Source organism: Verrucomicrobium sp. GAS474 (assembly GCF_900105685.1).
GTDB lineage: Bacteria > Verrucomicrobiota > Verrucomicrobiia > Methylacidiphilales > GAS474 > GAS474.
The window spans coordinates 276153-297807 of record NZ_LT629781.1 but is presented as its reverse complement, the minus strand read 5'-3'; the positions used below and the strand labels follow the sequence as shown (position 1 = coordinate 297807).

Annotated in this window: 14 protein-coding genes; 5 read left to right on the top strand and 9 right to left on the bottom strand. The window is 68.1% G+C overall.

From position 1 onward, the window contains the following. Positions 1–9 precede the first annotated feature (9 nt). Positions 10–1578, bottom strand: coding sequence for an anthranilate synthase component I (trpE, locus tag BLU04_RS01285; RefSeq protein ID WP_093281204.1), 1569 nt, complete (start codon positions 1576–1578; stop codon positions 10–12). Positions 1579–1744: 166 nt separating this feature from the next. Between trpE and BLU04_RS01280 the strand changes: the two genes are divergently transcribed. The 5 genes from BLU04_RS01280 to nagB all read left to right on the top strand — a co-directional run bounded on the left by BLU04_RS01280 (position 1745) and on the right by nagB (position 10128). Continuing rightward, positions 1745–1972 carry a hypothetical protein gene (locus BLU04_RS01280; RefSeq protein ID WP_093281202.1) on the top strand — a complete coding sequence of 76 codons (228 nt, stop codon included), beginning with the start codon at positions 1745–1747 and terminating at the stop codon, positions 1970–1972. Positions 1973–1975: 3 nt separating this feature from the next. Then, the gene (locus BLU04_RS01275; protein ID WP_093281199.1) at positions 1976–2362 is read left to right on the top strand and encodes a type II toxin-antitoxin system death-on-curing family toxin; all 387 of its coding nucleotides are present in this window, start codon (positions 1976–1978) and stop codon (positions 2360–2362) included. A gap of 115 nt (positions 2363–2477) precedes the next feature. Continuing rightward, on the top strand, positions 2478–5372 hold the full coding sequence (gene uvrA / locus BLU04_RS01270; protein ID WP_093281197.1) for an excinuclease ABC subunit UvrA: 2895 nt from the start codon (positions 2478–2480) through the stop codon (positions 5370–5372). Positions 5373–5383: 11 nt separating this feature from the next. Further along, positions 5384–8164 carry a tetratricopeptide repeat protein gene (locus BLU04_RS01260; protein WP_157895010.1) on the top strand — a complete coding sequence of 927 codons (2781 nt, stop codon included), beginning with the start codon at positions 5384–5386 and terminating at the stop codon, positions 8162–8164. Positions 8165–8199: 35 nt separating this feature from the next. Then, positions 8200–10128: a glucosamine-6-phosphate deaminase gene (gene nagB, locus BLU04_RS01255; protein ID WP_093288380.1), complete on the top strand. Its 1929-nt coding sequence runs from the start codon at positions 8200–8202 to the stop codon at positions 10126–10128. A gap of 275 nt (positions 10129–10403) precedes the next feature. On the opposite strand, the gene BLU04_RS01250 is transcribed toward nagB, so the two are convergent. The 8 genes from BLU04_RS01250 to metH all read right to left on the bottom strand — a co-directional run bounded on the left by BLU04_RS01250 (position 10404) and on the right by metH (position 21562). Then, positions 10404–11474, bottom strand: a complete 1071-nt coding sequence (locus BLU04_RS01250) for a UDP-glucose--hexose-1-phosphate uridylyltransferase (protein ID WP_093281188.1) — start codon at positions 11472–11474, stop codon at positions 10404–10406. Between the two features lie 41 nt (positions 11475–11515). Next, on the bottom strand, positions 11516–13057 hold the full coding sequence (locus tag BLU04_RS01245) for a malate:quinone oxidoreductase (protein ID WP_093281186.1): 1542 nt from the start codon (positions 13055–13057) through the stop codon (positions 11516–11518). 70 nt (positions 13058–13127) lie between these two features. After that, positions 13128–13952 (bottom strand): hypothetical protein, encoded by an 825-nt coding sequence (locus BLU04_RS01240; RefSeq protein WP_093281183.1) that lies wholly within the window; start codon positions 13950–13952, stop codon positions 13128–13130. Further along, on the bottom strand, positions 13949–14557 hold the full coding sequence (locus BLU04_RS01235; protein WP_093281181.1) for a hypothetical protein: 609 nt from the start codon (positions 14555–14557) through the stop codon (positions 13949–13951). Before BLU04_RS01235 ends, BLU04_RS01240 begins: the two co-directional genes overlap by 4 nt. Next, positions 14554–15537, bottom strand: coding sequence for an ABC transporter ATP-binding protein (locus tag BLU04_RS01230; protein ID WP_093281178.1), 984 nt, complete (start codon positions 15535–15537; stop codon positions 14554–14556). Before BLU04_RS01230 ends, BLU04_RS01235 begins: the two co-directional genes overlap by 4 nt. Then, complete coding sequence (locus tag BLU04_RS01225; protein WP_093281176.1) at positions 15518–15898, bottom strand: GntR family transcriptional regulator; 381 nt, start codon at positions 15896–15898, stop codon at positions 15518–15520. Before BLU04_RS01225 ends, BLU04_RS01230 begins: the two co-directional genes overlap by 20 nt. Before the next feature lie 89 nt (positions 15899–15987). Beyond that, positions 15988–17763 carry a hypothetical protein gene (locus BLU04_RS01220; protein ID WP_093281173.1) on the bottom strand — a complete coding sequence of 592 codons (1776 nt, stop codon included), beginning with the start codon at positions 17761–17763 and terminating at the stop codon, positions 15988–15990. 82 nt (positions 17764–17845) lie between these two features. Continuing rightward, the gene (gene metH / locus BLU04_RS01215; protein WP_093281170.1) at positions 17846–21562 is read right to left on the bottom strand and encodes a methionine synthase; all 3717 of its coding nucleotides are present in this window, start codon (positions 21560–21562) and stop codon (positions 17846–17848) included. Positions 21563–21655 lie beyond the last annotated feature (93 nt).

The window sequence follows — 21655 nt, the reverse complement described above, 5'->3', positions numbered from 1 at the left end:
GGGATGGTGCTAAACCGTCGAGTGGGCGTTGCTGACGGCGGTGGCCAGGGCCAGGGCCTTGATGTTGGCGCGGGCCTTGCTGACGCTCTCGTTGTACTCGCCCATCGGGGTCGAGTCGGCGACGAGGCCGCCCCCGGCCTGGAGGTAGGCCTTCCCCTGCTTCAGCAGGGCGGTGCGGATGGCGATGCAGGAGTCGAGGTTCCCGGAGAAGCCGAAGTAGCAGACGGCCCCGCCGTAGCTGCCGCGGCAGGTCGGCTCCTGCTCGGCGATGATCTGCATGGCGCGGATCTTCGGCGCGCCGGTGAGGGTTCCGGCGGGGAAGGTCGCCCGCATGACGTCGTAGGGGCTCTGCCCGGCGCGGAGGTCCCCCTCGACGTTGGAGACGATGTGCATGACGTGGGAGTAGCGCTCGATCGTCATGAAGTCGGTGACCTTGACGCTCTTGTAGTCGCAGACGCGGCCGACGTCGTTCCGGGCGAGGTCGACGAGCATGACGTGCTCGGCCCGTTCCTTGGGGTCGGCGAGGAGTTCCTGCGCCATGGCGTTGTCCTCCAGCGGGTTTTCCCGGCGGGGGCGGGTCCCGGCGATGGGGCGGATGGTGATCTTGCCGTTCTCGGCCCGGACGTGGACCTCGGGCGAGGAGCCGACGAGGGAGAAGGCCCCCGGCTGCGAGGTGCCGCCCATCTTCAGGCAGAACATGTACGGCGAGGGGTTGATGAGGCGCAGGGAGCGGTAGAGGTCGATCGGCTCCCCGGTGTAGGGAACCTCGAAACGCTGGGAGGGGACGATCTGGAAGATGTCGCCGGAGCGGATGTATTCCTGCATCCGCTCGGCCATGCCGAGGTATTCCTCCTGGGTCATGTTGACCGAGGGGGTGAGGGCGGGGGGGCTGGCGCGGACGGAGAGGAGCTTGTTCCCGGCGATGGGCCGCTCCAGGCGGGCGGAGAGGGCGGCGAGCTTCGTGATCGCCGCGTCGTAGGCGGCCTCGACGGCGGCGGCGCTGTGGTTCTCGTCCTCCCCTTCGATGTGGGCGTTGCAGATGAGCTTCAGCTTCCGTTCCTGGTGGTCGAAGGCGACGAGGGTGTCGGCGACGAGGAAGTAGGCGTCGGGGACGCCGAGGTCGTCCTTCTGCGCGCGGGGGACGGTGGTCTCGAAGCGGGTGGCGGCCTCGTAGGCGAGGTAGCCGACGGCCCCGCCGTAGAAGGGGGGCATGCCGTCCTCGGGCTTCGGCACGACGGGCCGGTACTGGGCCATGAGGCGGCGGAGTTCCTCGAGCGGATCGGCGTGGCTGGTGAAGCGGCGGGTGCGGACGACGCCGTCGGCGCCGTGGACCTCGACGGTCGCGTCGTTCCCGCGCATCGTGAAGACGGCGGCGGGGTTCGCGCCGAGGAAGGAATAGCGGGAGAAGCTGCCGCTGGCGCGGTCGGCCGACTCGAGGAGGAAGGAATGGGTGCCGGGATCGAGCTTCAGGTAGGCCGAGACGGGGGTGTCGAGGTCGGCGACGAGTTCCCGGTAGACCGGGATGAGGTTCCCCTGTTTGGCCAGCTCACGGAACGTCTCGCGGGAGGGAGAAATCATAGGGGGATCGAACGACTCAAAAACGGCTAAAATGACACTTTTTCTCTGGAAGCTGGGGTGCGGCAGTATGGGTTACACGGGGGAAGGTGGCAAGGATGTCTTTCCCGTGGGAGGGCCGGAATGGGGCGGACTTGACTTGGGCTGGGTGTATAACTAAGTTTTACATATGGTCAAGACGATCTCCCGCATCGGTAACTCGCAGGGCATCATCTTCGACGCCGCTCTGCTCGAACTGACCCACCTCAAGGCGGGGGATCAGGTGAATATCGAGGTCCATGAGGGAGGGACGATCACGCTCTCGCCGATTCGTCCCCAAGTCAGCCCGGAGAAGTTCACCGAGACGGTCCGGGGCGTGGTGCGGGATTACAAGACGACGCTCAAGAAGCTCGCCTAGGCCGTGGCCGACTGGATTTATCTCACGGTCGCGCAAGTCCTCGAGATTCACGCCTCCGTTTTGGAGGAGCATGGCGGGGCGGCGGGGATCCGGGACGGGAACTTGTTGGAATCGGCGGTTCACGCGCCTCAGGCAAGCATGGGCGGGAAGCTGCTTTTCACCGATCCGGTCGAAATCGCCGCGGCTTATTTGTTCTATCTGTGCCGGAACCGCGCCTTCATCGATGGGAACAAGCGGGTCGCGCTCGTCTCCTGCATCGTTTTCCTCCGTCTCAATGGGCTGCAAACGAAGGCGGACGGGCCGGAGTGGGAAGAACTGGTTCTCGATGTGGCGGCGAGCCGTCTTGATCGGGACGCGACGTTGGCGCGGGTGCGGGAGCGAATGGAATGAAGGGGAGAGGAATGGGCGGGAGCCGAATCCTCAGCCGCATTTCTCCCGTCTCCCTGTTGCCCCCGACTGAGAAATGGGCGATGCTAACGGTTTCGACCTCTTCCCTCCAAGTACCATGTCCGTGAACGAAATCCGCATCGGGGGCGCCCGCCAGCACAACCTGAAGAACGTCTCGGTGACGATTCCCCGGGGGAAGCTCGTCGTCTTCACCGGGGTCAGCGGCTCGGGGAAGTCGTCGCTCGCCTTCGACACGCTCTATGCCGAGGGGCAGCGGCGTTACGTGGAGTCCCTCTCGGTCTACGCGCGCCAGTTCCTCGACCAGCTGGAGAAGCCCGACGTCGACTACATCGAGGGGCTCTCCCCCGCCATCGCGATCGAGCAGCGGACCTCGGGCGGCAACCCGCGCTCGACGGTGGCGACGACGACCGAGATCTACGACTTCCTCCGGCTCCTCTTCGCCCACCTCGGGACGGCCCATCATCCGGAGACGGGGAAGCCGCTGAAGCGGGAGACGGTCCAGCAGATCGCCGACCGGGTGCTGGCCCTTCCCGAGGGGACGCCGGTCCAGCTCCTCGCCCCGCTGATCCTCGACCAGAAGGGGGAGTTCCGCGACATCGTCGAGAAGATGAAGCGCGACGGCTACGTCCGCGCCCGGATCGACGGGGCGATCACCGAGATCGAGAACGTGACCGGCCTCGACCGGAACAAGCACCACACCATCGAGGCGGTGATCGATCGGGTGAAGGTGACGCCCGGGGCGCGGCAGCGGGTCGCCGAATCGCTCGAGACGGCGCTCCGCGAGGGGCGCGGGATCGTCGTCGTCCTGCGGCACGACGCCGACGGGAAGACGCGGGAATGGCGCTCCAGCAACCGGAACTTCGACCCCGAGACGGGGGCCCACTTCGAGGAGATGACGCCCCGCCATTTCTCCTTCAACAGCCCGCAGGGCGCCTGCCCGGTCTGCCACGGCCTCGGCGTCGGCCAGGTCTTCGATCCCGAGCTGGTCGTCCCCGATCCGGCGGCGACGCTCGAGGAGATGCCGATCGCCCCCTGGAAGCGGGGGAACGCCGGGATGGCCGCCATTTACAAGGCGCAGCTCGCCGCCGTCGCCTCCCATTACGGCCTCGGCCAGCTCATGGACCGGAAGTGGGAGGAGACGCCTGAGGCGTTCCGCAACACGATGCTCCACGGTTCGGGCGAGGAGGTGATCCCCTTCGCCATCGGGAAGAAAAGCACGGAGAAGCCGTTCGAGGGGGTCCTCCCCCAGCTGGCCCGGCTCTACCGCGAGAGCGAGAGCGAGCTGACGCGGCAGCGGCTCGCCCGCTTCATGTCGCGGGAGACCTGCGAGGCGTGCCACGGGGCGCGGCTGAAGAAGGAGGTGCTGGCGGTGACGCTCGCCGCCGCCGGCCCCCTCTCGGCCTCCCCGCCGGAGGTCCTCAACATCGACCAGCTCTGCCGCCTCTCGGTCGAGGCCGCCTTCCGCTTCGTCACGCGGCTGGAGAAGACCTTCACGGCCGCGCAGGAAAAGATCGGGCGCGACATCGTCCGGGAGCTGAAGGGCCGCCTGAAGTTCCTCGTCGAGGTCGGCCTCGGCTACCTGGAGCTGAACCGCGAGAGCGGGACCCTCTCGGGCGGCGAATCGCAGCGGATCCGGCTCGCCTCCCAGATCGGCTCCCAGCTGACAGGAGTCCTCTACATCCTCGACGAGCCGAGCATCGGCCTCCACCAGCGGGACAACGACCGGCTCCTCGCCGTCCTCCGGCAGCTGCGCGACCTCGGGAACAGCCTCGTCGTCGTCGAGCACGACGACGACACGATCCGCGCCGCCGACTACCTCGTCGACCTCGGCCCCTACGCCGGGGTCCGGGGCGGGCAGGTCGTCGCGGCCGGGACGGTGGCCGAAGTCGAGGCGAACGAGAAGTCGCTGACCGGCCGCTACCTCTCGGGCCGGGACCGGATCGAGGTGCCGAAGGCCCGCGTCCAGCCCCGCCCGGGCAATCCGTGGCTGAAGGTGATCGGGGCGCGGGAGAACAACCTGAAGAACGTCGACGCCGCCTTCCCCCTCGGCCTCTTCACCTGCGTCACCGGGGTCAGCGGCTCGGGGAAGAGCACCCTCGTCAACGACGTCCTCTCCCGCGCCCTCTTCCGCCACTTCCACGGCTCGAAGGAGCGCCCCGGCCTCCACGACCGGATCGAGGGGGTCGACTTCCTCGACAAGGTCGTCGAGATCGACCAATCGCCCATCGGGCGGACGCCGCGCTCGAATCCGCTGACCTACACCGGCGCGTTCAACGGCATCCGCGACCTCTTCGCCCAGCTCCCCTCCTCGCGCGTCCGGGGCTACGGCGCGGGGCGCTTCAGCTTCAACGTCGCCGGGGGCCGGTGCGAGCATTGCGAGGGGGGCGGGATGACGGTGATCGAGATGAATTTCCTCCCCCCCGTCTACGTTCCCTGCGAGGTCTGCAACGGGCGGCGCTTCAACCGGGAGACGCTCGAGATCACCTACAAGGGGCGGACGATCGCCGACGTCCTCGAGATGACGGTCGACGACGGCCTCGCCCTTTTCCGCAACATCCCCGCCGTCGGCGACAAGCTCGAGGCCCTCGCCTCGGTCGGCCTCGGCTACATCCGCCTCGGCCAGCAGGGGACGACCCTCTCCGGCGGTGAGGCGCAGCGGATCAAGCTGGCCGCCGAGCTGGCGAAGAAGGCGACGGGGCGGACCGTCTACCTCCTCGACGAGCCGACGACCGGCCTCCATTGGGCCGACATCGAGCTCCTCCTCGCCGTCCTCGGGAAGCTCCGCGACGCGGGGAACACCCTCATCGTGATCGAGCACAACCTCCACCTCATCAAGTGCGCCGATTACGTCATCGACCTCGGCCCCGAGGGGGGGAAGGCGGGCGGGAAGATCGTCGCCACCGGCACCCCCGAGGACATCGCCGCGAACCCGGAGAGCCGGACCGGCCATTATCTGAAAACCGTCCTTTCCCCTGCCGGGAGGGGACGCTAACGTTTTCGTCGGTGCGTTTCGATTTTTTCCGCCTCCGCTTGCTCCCGCTCCTCTTTCTGGGAGCCGTTGTTTCCGCCGGGGCGGCGACTCCCCCCGCGCCTCCGGCAGCTCCGGCCCCGGCTCCCGCCACCCCGGCCTCCTCGGCGGCTCTCACTCCCGCCCCCGCCTCGGCCCCTTCCGACGACGAGGTCCGCGCGTCTTCCGACCTCCAGGGGGCCTTCGACGCGGGGCTCTTCGACAAGGTCAATGCGGGGGCGAAGGGGTTCCTCCAGAAGACCCCGAAGAGCCCGCTCCGGTTCAACGTCCTCTTCCTCCAGGGCCGCGCCCTTTATTTCCTCGGCCAATACGGGCCGGCGCTCGCCGTCTTTTCCTCCTCCCCCGACGCGCCCGATGCGCTCGCCCCCTCGTTCGTCTTCTGGCGGGCGGAGACGCTCGCGGCACAGGCGAACTGGCCCGAGGCGGAGAAGGGATACCGCGATCTCCTTGCCCGCTACGCCGCCGCGCCGGAGGCGGTCTCCGGCCAGGGGCAGCTCGGCCTCGCCTGGGTCCTCTACAAGGAGGGGAACGGGAAGGACGCCCGCGCGCTCCTCGCCTCGCTGATGCAGGCGCAGCCGCCGACGGAGAGCGGGGAGAAGGCGGCCCTCGTCCTCACGAAGATCGAGATCGCCGACAACCACCTCGACGCCGCCGTGGCGACCCTCGACGCCCTCGCGGCGCGGAAGGTGAAGCCCGCCTCGGCGACGGCCTTCGAGGCCGATTACTGGCGCGGGGAGCTGGCGCTGCTCCAGGGGAAGAGCGCCGAGGCGATCGGCTTCTTCCGCCGTGTCGTCGACAGCCCGAAGGCCTTCCCGCAGCCCCTCGTCGCCGGATCGTGGTTCGACCTCGGGAGCGCCTACCAGAAGACGGGCGACCACGCGAAGGCGATGACGGCCTTCGACAAGGCGTTCCGCCTCACCCAGGCCGAGCCGGAGAAGCTCGCCGCCTTCCGCCTCTACCTCCGCAGCGCGGCGGCGCTCCAGCGGCTCCCCGAGGCGCAGGGGACGCTCCGCGACTTCGCCAAGAACGAGAAATCGCCCGTCACCGCCTCGGCGGCGCTCTTCGCCATCGCCTCGAGCCAGGCCGAGGCGAACACCCCCGCCGACGCGATCCAGACCTTCGAGGCGCTCCTCACGGCCTACCCGCAGACGATCTGGCGGGCCGACGCCTACTCCCGCCTCGGCCAGCTCTATGCCGACACGGGAAAGCCCGACCAGGCCCTCGCCGCGCTCCAGAATTGCGTCGATGCGGTGCAGGGCGGTTCGGGCTCCGGCGACGGCGGTTCGATCGCGCTCGCCCGGGAGGCGCAGTTCAAGGCGGCCGAGATCTACTTCGCCAAGGGGGACTACGCGAAGGCCGCCGACCTCTACCGGAAGGCTGCCGCCCCCGGCGCGGGGACCTCGTCGGCGACGACGGAGAAGGCCCTCTTCAACCTCCTCCTCAGCGAGGCCCGGACGGGCGACCTCCCCGGCTTCCTGGCGAGCGAGGGCGACTTCGCGAAGGCCTTCCCCGCGAGTTCCCTCGCCGTCCGCGTGGTGCTGGAGAAGGCGGCGCTCTACCAAAAGGCGGGGAAGACCGACGAGGCCCGCGCGGCCTATCGCGACGCCCTCGACAAGGCCGACAGCAAGGCCCCGGGCGATGTCACGACGCTCTTCAAGGCGCAGAAGCCGCTCCTCCTCCTCCGCCTCGCCGACCTCGAGCGGGCGGCGGGGAAGACCGACGACGCCCTCGCCCTCTACAACCGGATCGCGACCGAGTTCCCCGACGACCCCCGCGTCGCCGAGGCGGCCTATGCCTGGGTGATGGTCGGATACGAGGCGGGGAAGATCACCTCGGAGCAGGCCCGGGAGCAGCTCCTCGCCCTCGCCCGCCGCTTCGACAAGAGCCCCGAGGCCGCCGCGATCCTCTTCACCGCCGCCGAGTTCTTCCACCAGCAGCAGGACTACGCCAGCGCCCAGACCCACTTCGAGGCGATGGCGAAGAACTATCCCGACAGCCCGCTCCTCCCCGAGGCGCTCTATTTCGCCGGGGAATCGGCGCTGAAGCTGAAGGACTACGCCACGGCGATCCAGATCCTCGAGAAGATCCCCGACTCCTCCCCGCGCAAGGCGGCGGCGCGGCTCCTCCAGGGCCTCGCCTACCACCTGCAGGGGAAGTACACGAACGCCATCGCCCTCTTCGACGCCGTCCTGGGGACCGAGAAGAGCGGCCCCCTCTTCGTCACCGCGACGCTCCGCAAGGGAAACGCCCTCTACGCCCTCGGCGGCAACGACTCGACCCGCTACGAGCAGGCCGCCTCGACCTACGGCACGCTGCTGAACGGGACGCAGGGCGATTTCTCCCAGCGCAACGAGGCGGCCTACGCCCGCGGGAAGTGCTTCGAGAAACTGAACCGGATCGACGACGCGCTCACCCTCTACCTCTCGGTCCTCAACGGCCAGACGATGCCGGGCGGGACCGCGCCCCCCGCCGGGACGCCGCCCGAGATCCTCTGGCGGACCAAGGCCGGGATCGACGCCGCCGACCTCCGGCGTCGTCAGGAGAACTGGCGCGCCGCCGCCGACCTCTACCGCCGCCTCGAGGCCCTCGGCGGGCCGAACCAGGCCGAGTTCCGCGACGCCCTCATGAAGCTGCGGCGGGAACACTTCCTCTACGACGACGATCCCGACGCGTCGGCGCCCGCGGCGACTTCCGCTCCCGCTTCGGCTCCGGCCTCCCCTCCCGCTCCGTCGGCGGCGGGGAACGGGACGCCCTGATGACCAGCCGCGCCACCCCTTCCTTTTTTTCAGCCATGAAGATCAAACCTGATTCCATCGTCGATTTCCGTTTCGAGAAAATGCCGTTCCGCATCTTCCCCGGCGCCGCCGAGGCCTCGGCGGCGGCCGCCCAGGAGATCGCCGGGCTGATCCGGGCGCGGGAGGAGGAGGGCCGCCCCTGCGTCCTCGGCCTCGCCACCGGCTCGACGCCGGTCGGGGTCTATCGCGAGTTGATCCGCCTCCACAAGGAGGAGGGCCTCAGCTTCGCCAACGTCATCACCTTCAACCTCGACGAGTACTACCCGATGGGGCCGGAGAATCCCCAGAGCTACCGGGCCTTCATGGAGGAGCACTTCTTCTCCCACGTCGATATCGTCCCGGCGAACACCCACGTCCCGAGCGGCACCGTATCGATGGAGGAGGTCCCCGCCGCCTGCGCCGCCTTCGACAAGGCGATCGAGCAGGCGGGCGGCCTCGACCTCCAGATCCTCGGCATCGGGCGGACCGGCCACATCGGCTTCAACGAGCCGGGGAGCCTCCGCCGCTCCAGGACGCGGCTCATCTCCCTCGACCCGCTCACCCGCCTCGACGCGGCCTCGAACTTCGGCGGCCTCCAGGCCGTCCCCCGCCGCGCGATCACGATGGGCATCCGGACGATCCTCGGCGCCCGGCGCGTCCTCCTCCTCGCCTTCGGCGAGCACAAGGCCCCGATCATCCGCGAGGCGCTGGAGGGCGAGATGCGGGCCGAGGTCCCCTCGACCTTCCTCCAGGAGCACGACGACGTCCTCGTCCTCCTCGATCCCGCCGCCGCCTCCGACCTCACCCGCGTCCGGACGCCGTGGGTCGTCGACGCCTCCTCGGAGGGCAAGGACGGCATGCTCGAATGGGACGACCGCCTCGTCTGCCAGGCCGTCGTCTGGCTCGCCCGCGAGCGGAACAAGGCGATCCTGAAGCTGACCGGCGACGACTACAACGCGGGCGGCCTCCGCGACCTCGTCGCCCAGCCCCGCTACGGCTCGGCCTACGAGATCAACCGGAAGGTCTTCTACCGCCTCCAGGACACGATCACCGGCTGGCCCGGCGGGAAGCCGCCGGAACGGATCGAGCGCGAGGGGCAGTCGCCCCCCCTGCGCGGCTCGGGCAGCCAGGGCCAACGCTTCCCGAAGAAGATCGTCGTCTTCTCCCCCCATCCCGACGACGACGTGATCTCGATGGGCGGGACGGTGATCCGCCTCGTCGAGCAGGGCCACGACGTCCACATCGCCTACCACGTCAGCGGGAGCAACGCCGTCTCCGACGAGGCGCTCCAGCGGCACATGGAATTCGTCCGGGACACGCTGACCGAGTCGGGGGCGATCCTCCCCGCGGGGGTCGACGAGCCCGCCAACGCGCGGCGGCTGAAGGCGCTGATCCGCAAATCGGAGGCGCGGGCCTCGGCCCGGCGCTGCGGGGTGCCGATGGAGAACCTCCATTTCCTCGAGATGCCGTTCTACGAGACCGGCCTCGTCCAGCGCGCCCCCCTCGGCGGGGAGGACGTCGCGCTCCTCGTCGCCCTGCTGGAAGAGATCAAGCCCGACCAGCTCTACGCGGCGGGCGACCTCGCCGACCCGCACGGCACCCACCGGATGTGCCTGGAGGGGGTCCGGAAGGCCCTCGCCCAGTGCGCCGCCGCCGGGTCCCCGTGGGTCGCCGGGTGCGGGAAGTGGCTCTATCGCGGGGCGTGGGCGGCGTGGCCGATCCACCAGGTTGCGATGGCCGTCCCGCTGAGCCCCGACGAGGTCGTCCGCAAGCGGCAGGCGATCTTCAAGCACGAGACCCAGAAGGATCAGGCCCTCTTCATGGGGGCCGACACGCGGGAATTCTGGCAACGCGCCGAGGAGCGGACCCGCGCGGCGGCGGAGGATTACAATTTCCTCGGCCTGCCGGAGTACGAGGCGGTGGAGACGTTCGCGGCGTGGGCGTAGGGGGGGCGCGAAGGGGAGGGGCAGCCCTTCGGGACGGGGTACATGGCCCTGTACTGGTGGATGTAACCCGCGCGTTTAAAGATGCAAGAGGGGCTTCGCCCCTCCTGCACCTCCCCGTCTGATAGGCCTTGGTGTAGACGGAGCGCACCCCAGAGGCCTATCTTCCAATAAGCCCGCTCTACTCCGCTGGATCTAACCCCGATGAGGGCCGAGCCCTGGGAAGGAGCTTCCAAGGAGCAATTCCATCTCCTCGGTGTTGAAGAGTTCCTTCGCGCCTACCGCGCCCGGCTCTTGTAATGGATCTCGGGCAGCTCGCGCAGCCGCGCGGCGGCCTGCTCCGGCGTGAGGTCGCGCTGGGCTTCGGCCAGCATCTCGTAGCCGACCATGAATTTCTTCACCGAGGCCGAGCGGAGGAGGGGCGGGCAGAAGTGGGCGTGGAGCTGCCAGTGCGGGTAGATCCCGTCGTCGGTCGGCGCGCCGTGCCAGCCCATCGAGTAGGGGAAGGAGGTCTCGAAGAGGTTGTCGTACTTCGTCGTCAGCCGCTTCAGGATCGAGGCGAGGTGGTGACGCTCCCCCTCGGTGAGGTCGGGGAGGCGGGCGATGACGCGGCGGCGGGGGAGGAGGAGGGTCTCGAAGGGCCAGACGGCCCAGTAGGGAACGACGACGACCCAGTCCTGGTTCTCGACGACGATCCGCTCCTTGAGCGCCAGCTCCTGCTCGACGTAGTCGAGGAGGAGGGCGGTGCGGCGCGGCTCGCGGTCGGCCCAGTAGGTCTGCTGGTTCCGGTCTTCCTTCGCGGCCTCGTTCGGCAGGAAGTTCGAGGCCCAGACCTGGCCGTGGGGATGGGGGTTGGAGCAGCCCATGATGTCCCCCTTGTTCTCGAAGACCTGGACCCAGCGGTACTTGCGGCCCAGCTCGCTCACCTGCTGCGCCCAGACCTCGACGACGCGGAGGATGTCGGTCTCGCTGAGTTCGGGGAGGGTGAGGTCGTGGCGGGGGGAGAAGCAGATGACGCGGCACTCGCCCCGGACGTTCTCGCTGAGGAGGAGGGGGGAGGGGCTCCCGGTCGAGGCCGGGGCCTCGGGGAGGAGGGCGGCGAAGTCGTTGTCGAAGACGAAGGTGTGGGTGTATTCGGGATTGCGGGTGCCGACGGCCCGCTCGTTGCCGGAGCAGAGGTAGCACTTCGGGTCGTGCTGCGGGCGCTGGTCGGCGACGGGGGGCTCCTGCTTGCCCAGCCACGGGCGCTTCGTCCGGTGGGGGGAGACGAGGACCCATTCGCCGGTCAGGGGGTTGAAGCGGCGGTGGGGATGTTCCGAGGGGGTGGGAATGGCAGAGGGGGTATGCATGGGGGACGGGGGGATTAGGGAAACAGATTTCGGGCGATCATTCAAGAATCGCCGCCGCCGGCGCGGACGCCGAGCGTCTTCCCCGTCCACGCGTGGATCTTCCCCCACAGGGCGGCGTCCTTTTCGAGGGAGTGGCCGTAGGAGGGGATCAGCTTCGCGAGCTTCTCCTGCCAGGCGGGCGTGCCGACCTGCGCCTTGAAGCATCCCTTGAGGATCTCCAGCATGATCGGGACGGCGGTCGAGGCCCCGGGGGAGGCCCCGAGGAGGGCGGCGAGGGAGCCGTCCCCGGCGCAGATGACCTCGGTGCCGAACTGGAGGACGCCCCCCTTTTCCTTGTCCTTCTTGATGACCTGGACCCGCTGCCCGGCGATCTCGAGCTCCCAGTCCTCGGCCTTCACGTTGGGGAAGTATTCGCGGAGCGCGTCGATCCGGGTCTCCCACGACTGGAGGACCTGGCCGATGAGGTATTGCGTGAGGGGGACGTTGTCGATGCCGGTCTTCACCATCGGCCAGAGGTTGTCGGGCTTGATCGAGAGCGGGAGGTCGAGGAAGGAGCCCTGCTTCAGGAACTTCGTCGAGAACCCGGCGTAGGGGCCGAAGAGGAGGGCCTTCTTCCCGTCGATCACGCGGGTGTCGAGGTGGGGGACCGACATGGGGGGCGTGCCGACGGAGGCCTTGCCGTAGACCTTCGCGCCGTGGCGGGCGATGAGGTCGGGGTTCTTGCACCGCAGCCACTGGCCGCTGACGGGGAAGCCGCCGAAGCCCTTCCCTTCCGGGATGCCCGACTTCTGGAGGAGCGGGAGCGCCCCGCCGCCCGCGCCGAGGAAGACGAAGCGGGCCGCGACGGTGCCGGTCTCGTTCGTGTCGAGGTCGCGGATGCGGAGGGCCCAATGGCCTGAGGCGTCCCTCTTCACGTCGCGGACCTCGTGGCGGTAGCGGAGGAAGGTCCCCTGGCTCTTCTCGACCTCGGCGAGGAGGGCGCGGGTGAGAGCGCCGAAGTTGACGTCGGTCCCCTCGGCGTACCAGGTCGCGGCGATCTTCTCCTGCGGGTCGCGCCCCTCCATCACGAGGGGGATCCACTTCGCGATGACGGCGGGGTCTTCCGAGTATTCCATCGCGGCGAAGAGATGGTTCTTCGTCAGCGCCGCGTGGCGCTTCCGCAGGTAGGCGACGTTCGCCTCGCCCCGGACGAAGCTCATGTGGGGCGTCCGCTGGAGGAACGCGCCGGGCGAGGGGATCTTCCCGGCCTCGACGAGGGACGACCAGAACTGCTTCGTGACCTCGAACGATTCGTTGATCTTGAGCGCCTTTGAAATGTCGATCGAGCCGTCGGCCTTCTCCGGCGTGTAGTTCAGCTCGCAGAGGGCGGCGTGGCCGGTTCCGGCGTTGTTCCACGCGTCGGAGCTCTCCGAGGCGGGCCGGTCGAGGCGCTCGAAGAGGGCGATCTTCCACGTCGGCTCCAGCTCCCGCAGGAGGGCGGCCAGCGTCGCCGACATGATCCCGCCGCCGATCAGGGCGACGTCGATGACTTGGGAGGCGTTGGGTTTCGTGGAACAGCCGCAGGTACCGGAGGAGCAGGACATAGGGGAAAGGTTCCCGCCATGCTAAAGGAGCGCGGGGCCGCTAGGCAAGGCTGGGCGGATCGGGACAATCTTAGCCAATATCGGCCGATTCCGCCCGCTTCAGGGATGCCCATTGGACGACGATGAAGAAGACGGCAACGGAGCCGAGGATCACCGGTGCGTGCCGGACGAAGGCGAGGTAGTAGGCGTCGATCCCCACGGGCCCGAGGTAGCGGTAGCGGAGGGGGAGGAAGTTCCAGAGGATGATGGGAGAGAAGAGGAGGGGGAAGAGGATTTTGGCGCTCAGCCGGTGCCAGCGGATGAGGGAAAAGGCTTGGACGGCCGAGGCGGCGGCGAGGCTGAAGAGGACGGGGACGAGGTTTAGGTAGAGGGCGTTGTAGGGGCAGGAGAGAAGGAAGTGGTCCTTGGTGGTGGAGAGAACGGTGGCGTCGGGGAAGGCTTCGCGGTAGGCGGCGAGTTTGAGGGAGCCGGAGTAGTAGGAGACGGGGACGGTGGGATGGAGGAGGCCGACGACGAGGAAGGGGGCGATCATGAGGGCGATGAGGCTGTAGTTGAGGAGGAGGACGGCCTGGTGTCCCTGCCGTCGCCCGATGGGGCGGGTGACGATGAATTCGGCATCGGGGCAGGGCGCGGAGGCGAAGTCCCGCTTCGTCGCCGAGGCCTGGAAGAAGAAGCGGCTGGCGAGGGTCATCGGGAAGAGGAGGGTGAAGAAGAGCATGCCCGTGTAGCTGGAGATCATGATGTCCCACCGGAACGAGGGATCGTTGCCGACGAAACGGAAGGGCATGTCAGCCATGAAAATGGGGAGAAGGAGATAGGCCACCGAGCTGAGCCAAAGGCCCCACGAGCCGTTTTTCCAGAAGAGCCCGACGAGGGCGGGGAGGGGGGATTTCATGAGAGAATTTCCTGACGGATGAAGGCGCGGTAGGCGAAGGTTTGGGCGATGGCGATGAGGGTCGCACAGGTGGGGATGAAGAGGGGGTGGCTGAAGAGCGCGGTTCCGGCCCAGATGTGGGCGAAGCTGGCGGCGGTGGGGAAGAGGACGCTGCACACGCGCAGTATCCCCAGCTGCAGCTTCGGAAAAGGCCAGAGCATGAGCAGGAGGGCCTGATAGAGGGAGATCAGCGTGGCGATCAGGATGAGGTGGCAGGGAAAATCTTGGAGGTGGATGTGGAAGAGGGAGGCTTCGAGGACGAGCAACGGTGCGATGAGGAAGAGAAGGAAAAACGGATGGAGGGTCTGCGCGGCATGGAGGGCCGGGCGGGAAAGTGGCCGGGTGAGGGAAAATTCGAGAGGGAAAGCGGCGAGGTGACTCTCTTTCTGAGGCGCTTTCTGGCAGGCGAGGAGGGGGAAGATATAAAGCAAGATGTAGAGGAAGCCATCGCCCGCCGCTTTGAAGAAAAAGGTGAAGGCAAGGGGGATGACGAGGAAGATCCAAAGGTAAGCCCGGCTTTCGAGGAAGGTCATCCGCAGCGCGTTGCGAAAATCGCGGAAGCTCATCGCATTTCCCCCGTCTTGCTCAACGCGACGAAGAGGTCTTCGAGGTTGAGGTCGGTGATTTCGCATTGGGCGCCGTGGGCGCGGGCGAAGGCTTCGGCGGGGGCGGGATCGCCTTCGCCATTGGGAAGACGGAGGATCGCGGCGATTTCGTGGCGTTCCCGGATCACCTCGTAGGCTCCGGGCGGGGTGAGGGCGGCGAGGTTCGTGTTCGCCGGGAAGGAGTGGAAGCGGACCCGCTTGACGGTTTCCTTCAGGGTGTCGAGCGGCTCGTCGATCTTCAGCCGCCCGTCGGCGAGGATGCCGACGCGGTCGGCGACCCGCTCGATGTCGGAGAGGATGTGGGAGGAGAGGAAGACGGTGGGGCGGCTTCCGGCGTCCCCCTCCGCGCGGAGGAGGTCGAGGATTTCGCCGAGGAGTTCGCGGCGGGCGACGGCGTCGAGGGTGGAGGCCGGTTCGTCGAGGATGAGGAGTTCGGGCCGCTGGGCGAGGGCGAGGACGAGGGCGACCTGCCGCTGGCCGCCTTGCGAGAGGGTGGAGACCGGTTTCTTCGGGTCGATCCGGAAGCGGTCGAAGAGGCGGCGGACGAGGGCGGCGTCCCACCGCGGGTAGAGCGGGGCGCAGAAGGAGACGATGGTGGCGACCTTCATGTTGGCCGGGAGGATCTGCTTCTCGCTGACGTAGCCGACCCGTTGGCGATCCTCGGGGGAGAGGGTGAAAGGGTCCTGGCCGAGGATGCGGACGGTCCCGGCGTCGGGCTTGATGAGTCCGGCGAGGAGGCGGATGGCGGTCGTCTTTCCCGCGCCGTTGCGGCCAAGGAAACCGTAGACGCCGCCCTTCGGTACGCGGAGGGTGAGGTCGCGCAGGGCTTCGGTCTTGCCGAAGGAACGGCGGAGGCCGACGGCTTCGATGGCATAAGCGCCGGAATCGGGTGCGAATGTGGACCCGATGGAGGCAAAGGAATCAGCGGGATTTGTCGGCATAGGTTTTCTCGATGAGGCGTTGGAGTTCGGAAAGGGGGAGGCCGAGGTGGAGGGCCTCGCCGACGACCTGGTCGACGGCGGGCTGGAGGAGGCGGCCCTGCGCGGCGGGGGCGAGGGGTTTCTTCCCCGCCGCGACGAAGGTCCCCTGGCCGCGCCGGGTCTCGACGGTGCCGTCCCGCTCGAGGAGCTGATAGACCTTGGCCACGGTGAGGGGATTGACGCCGAGGGAGGCGGAAAGCTCCCGCACGGAGGGCAGCTGTTCCCCGGCCTTCAACTGCCCTCCCGCGATCCGTTCCTGGATCTGCCGGAGCATCTGCCGGTAGAGGGGAAGGCCGCTCTGGGGGTTGAGGTGGAGGAGCATGGGGGTCCGGGTAGAAGACTTAGTGTAGTATATGACTAATACACTAAGCCGGACCTGTCAATCGCAATGGTACGATGGGGGCAACGGGATCAGGGAGAGGCCGAAGCCGTGGTGGTGGCGGGGGCCGCTTTCCGGAGGGCGTCGTCGAGGGTGAGGAGGCGGGTGTAGTCGGTGTTGAAGGAGAGGGTGGCGAGGTGTTGTCGGTTGACCTCGGCGGCTTCGGCGGCCTTGCCGTTGGCCTCCAGCGCGGCGGCGACCCAGAGGAGGGTGATGTAGCCGTATTGGTCCTTCGACCAGGTGCGGACGTCGTTGGCGGTGGGGGCGGCCTCGCCCCGCATGACTTGTTGGGCGTAGAGGTAGGCCTTGCGGTCGGTCTTGAAGTTCAGGAGTTCCTGCCACGCGGCGTCTTTCGCTGCCGGGTCCTTCGTGCGGAGGGCGGCGTAGAGGCGGAAGACGGCCCCGGCGGCGTTCCACGGGGTGGTCTGGGTGTGCTTCGCGGCGTAGGCGACGGTGGAGGGCCAGTCGAGGATCGCGGCGTGCCGGAGCATGGCGTTGTAGGAGGAGGCGCGGTCGGAGGTCTCCGGGGTGAGGTCGCCGTCGATTTTCAGGATGAGGCCGCGCGCCTTCTCGGCCTCGTTGCGGCGGGCGAGGGAGGCGGCCTGGAGGAGGGGGAAGAAGGTGCGGGTCTCGTGGGCGGCTCCGAGGGTGATGAAGGCCACGTCGAGGGCCGCGTCGCTCTTGACGAGCGCCAGCGCCTGGCTGGAGCTGGCGGTGGGCTTGCGGAGCGGCTCGGTCCTTTTCTCGAGGGCGAAGAGGGCGAGGGAGAGGACGCTGTCGGGAGGCTGCTCCGGGGTGGCGCGGAAGAGGAGCTTGATCTCGTCGGCGGTGAGTGTCTCGGGTGTCTTCGTCGCGGCGATCTGGTAGGCGCGGAGCATGTAGCTGTCGGGATGGCGGACGAGGAGGACCTCGTAGGGTGCGGGCCGCGGGGTGGCCTGGGTGGCGGGCGGCTGGTCCCGGAGGAGGGCGTAGAGAAGGGGATCGGTGACGTGGGTCGGTTCCTGGAGCTCCTTCCCGAGCCACTCGGCAGAGCTCGGCTTCGCCTTCTGGAGCCAGCCGAGGGAGCGGGCGCACCAGCGGCGGAGCCAGGGATCGTCGGGGTTCTGCTGGAGGAGGGCGTCGAACTGGGCGTGGGCCTCCTCGGGATGGTTGTCCTCGAAGGCGGCGAGGGCTTTCTGCTCCGCCTGGCGGAGGGGGGAGGGAGTGGCGAAGCCTTCGGGAAGGGGGAAGGCGTTCCCGATCTGCGTGGCGAGGAGGGCGCGGAGGGCGGTGTTGTCGTGCTCGGTCCCGGCCCAGACGATGACTCCGGCGGGGTTGATCAGGAAGCTGGTGGGGTAGAAACGGATTTTCCACGCGGGATCGCGGCTGGCGCTGACGGCCTGTTTTCCGTGGAAGGCGTAGGCGGTCATCAGCTCGACATCGTCGATCGAGGGGGAGTCGTTAAGCTGGATGAAGTCGAAGGGCTGGTCCTTCAGTTCCTCCTGGATGTCGGAGAGGGCGATGGAGAGCGATTCCGACGGGGTGCACCACGGGATGTCGAAGGTGAGGAGGACCCAGCGGCCCTTCGATTCGGCGAGGGTGTGGGTGAGGCCGACCTTCAGGTTGTATTGGATCTCGGGGGCCGGCTTGCCGATGAGGAACTCGACCTCGGGCGGCAGGGCGGCGGGCTCTTTCTCCTTGGTATCGGCGGAGGGGGGCGTGTCGCGGGAGGCGGCGCTCTCCTGCCCGTGCGCGGGGGAGAGGGGGAGCGCCAGCGGTGCAAGGGCAAGGGTCAGGGCAAGAAGAGCGAGGGGAGTCGGGCGGGCCACATGGCGTACTTACTCCAACACGGGCCGAAGAAGCGACGAAAGAAATGCGCCATCGCCATAAAAAAGGCGATGGCGTTTTACTTTATTTCCCCGGCTCGTAATTGAGGTTGGGGGCGAGCCACTTTTCGGCTTCGGCGAGGGGGATGCCCTTGCGTTGGGCGTAGTCTTCGAGCTGGTCTTTGCCGAGGCGGCCGACGGCGAAGTACTTCGACTGGGGGTGGGCGAAGTAGAGGCCGCTGACCGAGCTGGCGGGCCACATGGCGCAGCTTTCGGTGAGCTTGATGCCGGTCTGCCGCTCGACGTCGAGGAGCTGGAAGAGGACGGGCTTCTCGGTGTGGTCGGGGCAGGCGGGGTAGCCGGGGGCGGGGCGGATGCCGCGGTAGTCCTCGTCGATGAGCTGGTCGTTCGTGAGGTTCTCGGCGAGGCCGAAGCCCCAGAGGTCGCGGACCTTCTTGTGGGTCGCCTCGGCGAGGGCCTCGGCGAGGCGGTCGGCGATCGCCTTGACCAGCAGGGCGTCGTAGTCGTTGAGTTCCTTTTCGAGCTGGGCGCAGAGTTCGTCGACGCCGTGGCCGGTGGTGACGGCGAAGCCGCCGACCCAGTCGAGGCGGCCCGAGTCCTTCGGCGCGACGAAGTCGGCGAGGGCGTAGTGGGGCTGCTGCTGGGGCTTCTCGGCCTGCTGGCGGAGGGTGCGGAAGGTGGTGAGGAGTTTGCGCTCCCCGGGGCAGGCGGGGTCGTAGACCTCGATGTCGTCGCCGACGCTGTTCGCGGGGAAGAGGCCGAAGAGGGCCTTGGCCTTGAGGCGTTTTCCCTCGACGATCCATTTCAGGATCCGCTGGCCGTCGGCGAAGAGTTCGGTCGCCTGCGGGCCGACGACTTCGTCCTTCAGGATCTTCGGGTAGCGGCCCCGGAGTTCCCACGCGTGGAAGAAGGGGGACCAGTCGATGAAGGGGACGATCTCTTCCAACGGGAAGTCGTCGATGAGGGTGATGCCCGGCTTCGCGGGGACGGCGATGTCGGCGGCGGCCCAGTCGCAGGTGAAGCGGCGGGCGCGGGCCTCTTCGATCGTGAACATCTTCACGGCGGCGCGGCGGGCGCCGTATTCCTCGCGGACCTTGGTGTATTCGGCGGCGATCTCGGCGAGGTAGCCGGGGCGGGTCCCGGCGTTGGCGAGCTGCCCGGCGACGCCGACGACGCGGGAGGCGTCGATGACGTGGACGACGCCGTTCGGATACTCGGGGGCGATCTTCACGGCGGTGTGGGCGCGGCTGGTCGTCGCGCCACCGATGAGGAGGGGGAGCTCGAATCCGGTCCGCTTCATCTCCTTGGCGACGTGGACCATCTCGTCGAGCGAGGGGGTGATGAGGCCGGAGAGGCCGATGAGGGTGGCGTTCTGTTCCCTCGCGGCGGCGAGGATCTTGTCGGCGGGGACCATGACGCCGAGGTCGATGACCTCGTAGCCGTTGCAGGCGAGGACGACGCCGACGATGTTCTTGCCGATGTCGTGGACGTCGCCCTTCACGGTGGCCATCACGATCTTGTCCTTCACGGTCAGCTTCCCCTCGGCGGCGAGGCGGCGCTTTTCCTCCTCCATCGCGGGGGTGAGCCAGGCGACCGATTTCTTCATGACGCGGGCGCTCTTCACGACCTGCGGGAGGAACATCTTCCCCGCGCCGAAGAGGTCGCCGACGACGCGCATGCCGTCCATGAGGGGGCCCTCGATGACGTTGAGGGGGCGGCCGTACTTGGCGAGGGCCTCCTCGGTGTCGGCGTCGATGAAATCGGTGATCCCCTTGAGGAGGGCGTATTCGAGGCGCTTCTCGACGCTCTCGGCGCGCCAGAGTTCCTCCTTCGGACCGTCGGCCTTCACCCCGGAGGCGGCGGCCTTCATGGCGTCGGCGTGGACGATGAGGCGTTCCGTCGCGTCGGGGCGGCGGTCGAGGAGGACGTCCTCGACGAGTTCGAGGAGGTCCTTCGGGATCTCGTCGTAGACGCCGAGCTGGCCCGCGTTGACGATCGCCATGTCCATCCCGGCCTTGATGGCGTGGTAGAGGAAGGCGGCGTGCATCGCCTCGCGGACGGGGTTGTTCCCGCGGAAGGAGAAGGAGACGTTGGAGAGGCCGCCGCTGACCTTCGCGTGGGGGAGGGTCGCCTTGATCTCGCGGACGGCCTCGATGAAGTCGACGGCGTAGTGGTTGTGCTCCTCCATCCCGGTGGCGACGGTGAGGATGTTCGGGTCGAAGATGATGTCCTGCGGGGGGAAGCCGATCCCGGTCAGGAGGTGGTAGGCGCGGGTGCAGATGCGGACCTTCTCCGCCTGCGTCGCAGCCTGGCCCTGCTCGTCGAAGGCCATGACGACGCTCGCCGCGCCGTAGCGCATGATCTTCCGCGCCCGCTCGAGGAAGACGGCCTCGCCGTCCTTCAGGCTGATCGAGTTGACGATGGCCTTGCCCTGGACGCAGCGGAGGCCGGCCTCGATGACGCTCCACTTGGAGCTGTCGATCATGATCGGGACGCGGGAGATCTCCGGTTCCGAGGCGATGAGGTTGAGGAACTTCACCATCGCCGCCTCGCCGTCGAGCATCCCCTCGTCGAGGTTGACGTCGATGACGTTCGCGCCGCTCTCGACCTGCTGGCGGGCGACGGCGAGGGCCGCGTCGTAATCCCCGGCGAGGATGAGCTTCGAGAAGCGGGGGGAGCCGGTGACGTTCGTCCGCTCGCCGACCATGGTGAAGATCGGTTCCCGGCCGATGGTGTAGGGCTCCAGCCCGCTGAGGTGGAGGAAAGGATCGGCCTCGGGGACGACGCGGGGCGGGATCGGCTCGACGATCTTCGCGATGGCGGCGATGTGGTCGGGCGTGGTGCCGCAGCAGCCGCCGACGATGTTCAGCATGCCGCTCTCGGCGAATTCCCGGATGATCGCGCTGGTCTGGTCGGGGGTCTCGTCGTAGCCGCCGAAGGCGTTGGGCAAGCCGGCGTTCGGGTGGCAGCTGATGAGGCAGGGGGCGATGCGGGAGAGCTCCTGGAGGTAGGGCCGCATGTCCTTCGCGCCGAGGGCGCAGTTGATGCCGACGGAGAAGGGGCGGGAGTGGGAGACCGAGTTCCAGAAGGCCTCGGTGGTCTGCCCGGAGAGGGTGCGGCCCGAGGCGTCGGTGATCGTCACCGAGATCATGATCGGGAGGCGGCGGCCCAGCTTGTCGAAGACGAGTTCGATGGCGTAGAGGGCGGCCTTCGCGTTGAGGGTGTCGAAGATCGTCTCGACGAGGAGGACGTCGCTCCCGCCCTCGATGAGGCCCTCGACCTGCTCGACGTAGGCCTCGACGAGCTGCTGGTAGGTGACGGCGCGGAAGCCCGGGCTGTTCACGTCGGGCGACATCGAGGCGGTTTTGCTGGTCGGCCCGATCGAGCCGGCGACGAAGGCGGCCTTGCCGGGGAACTTCGCCTTGTGCTTGTCGACGGCGGCGCGGGCGACCGAGGCGGCGGCGACGTTCAGCTCCCGGGCGAGGCCCTCCATGCCGTAGTCGGCCTGGGAGATCGTGGTGCTGTTGAAGGTGTTCGTCTCGATGAAGTTCGCCCCGCCTTCGAGGTAGGCGGTGTGGATCGCCTCGATGGCGTCGGGCTTCGTGAGGACGAGGAGGTCGTTGTTCCCCTTGATGTCGCTCGGCCAGTCGGCGAAGCGGGTGCCGCGGAAATCGGCCTCCTCGAGGCCGAGGCGCTGGATCATGGTCCCCATGCCGCCGTCGAGGATGGCGATGCGGCGGGAGAGGAGTTCGTTCAGGGCGGGAAGGGGATCGGGGACCATGGTGGAGGTGTCATAAATAGCGGTTTTATAGGGGGGTTCAAGAAAGTCTCGCCGGGGGGGAGATCCTCGGGCGTTGCGGCCCTTCGGGGCTGG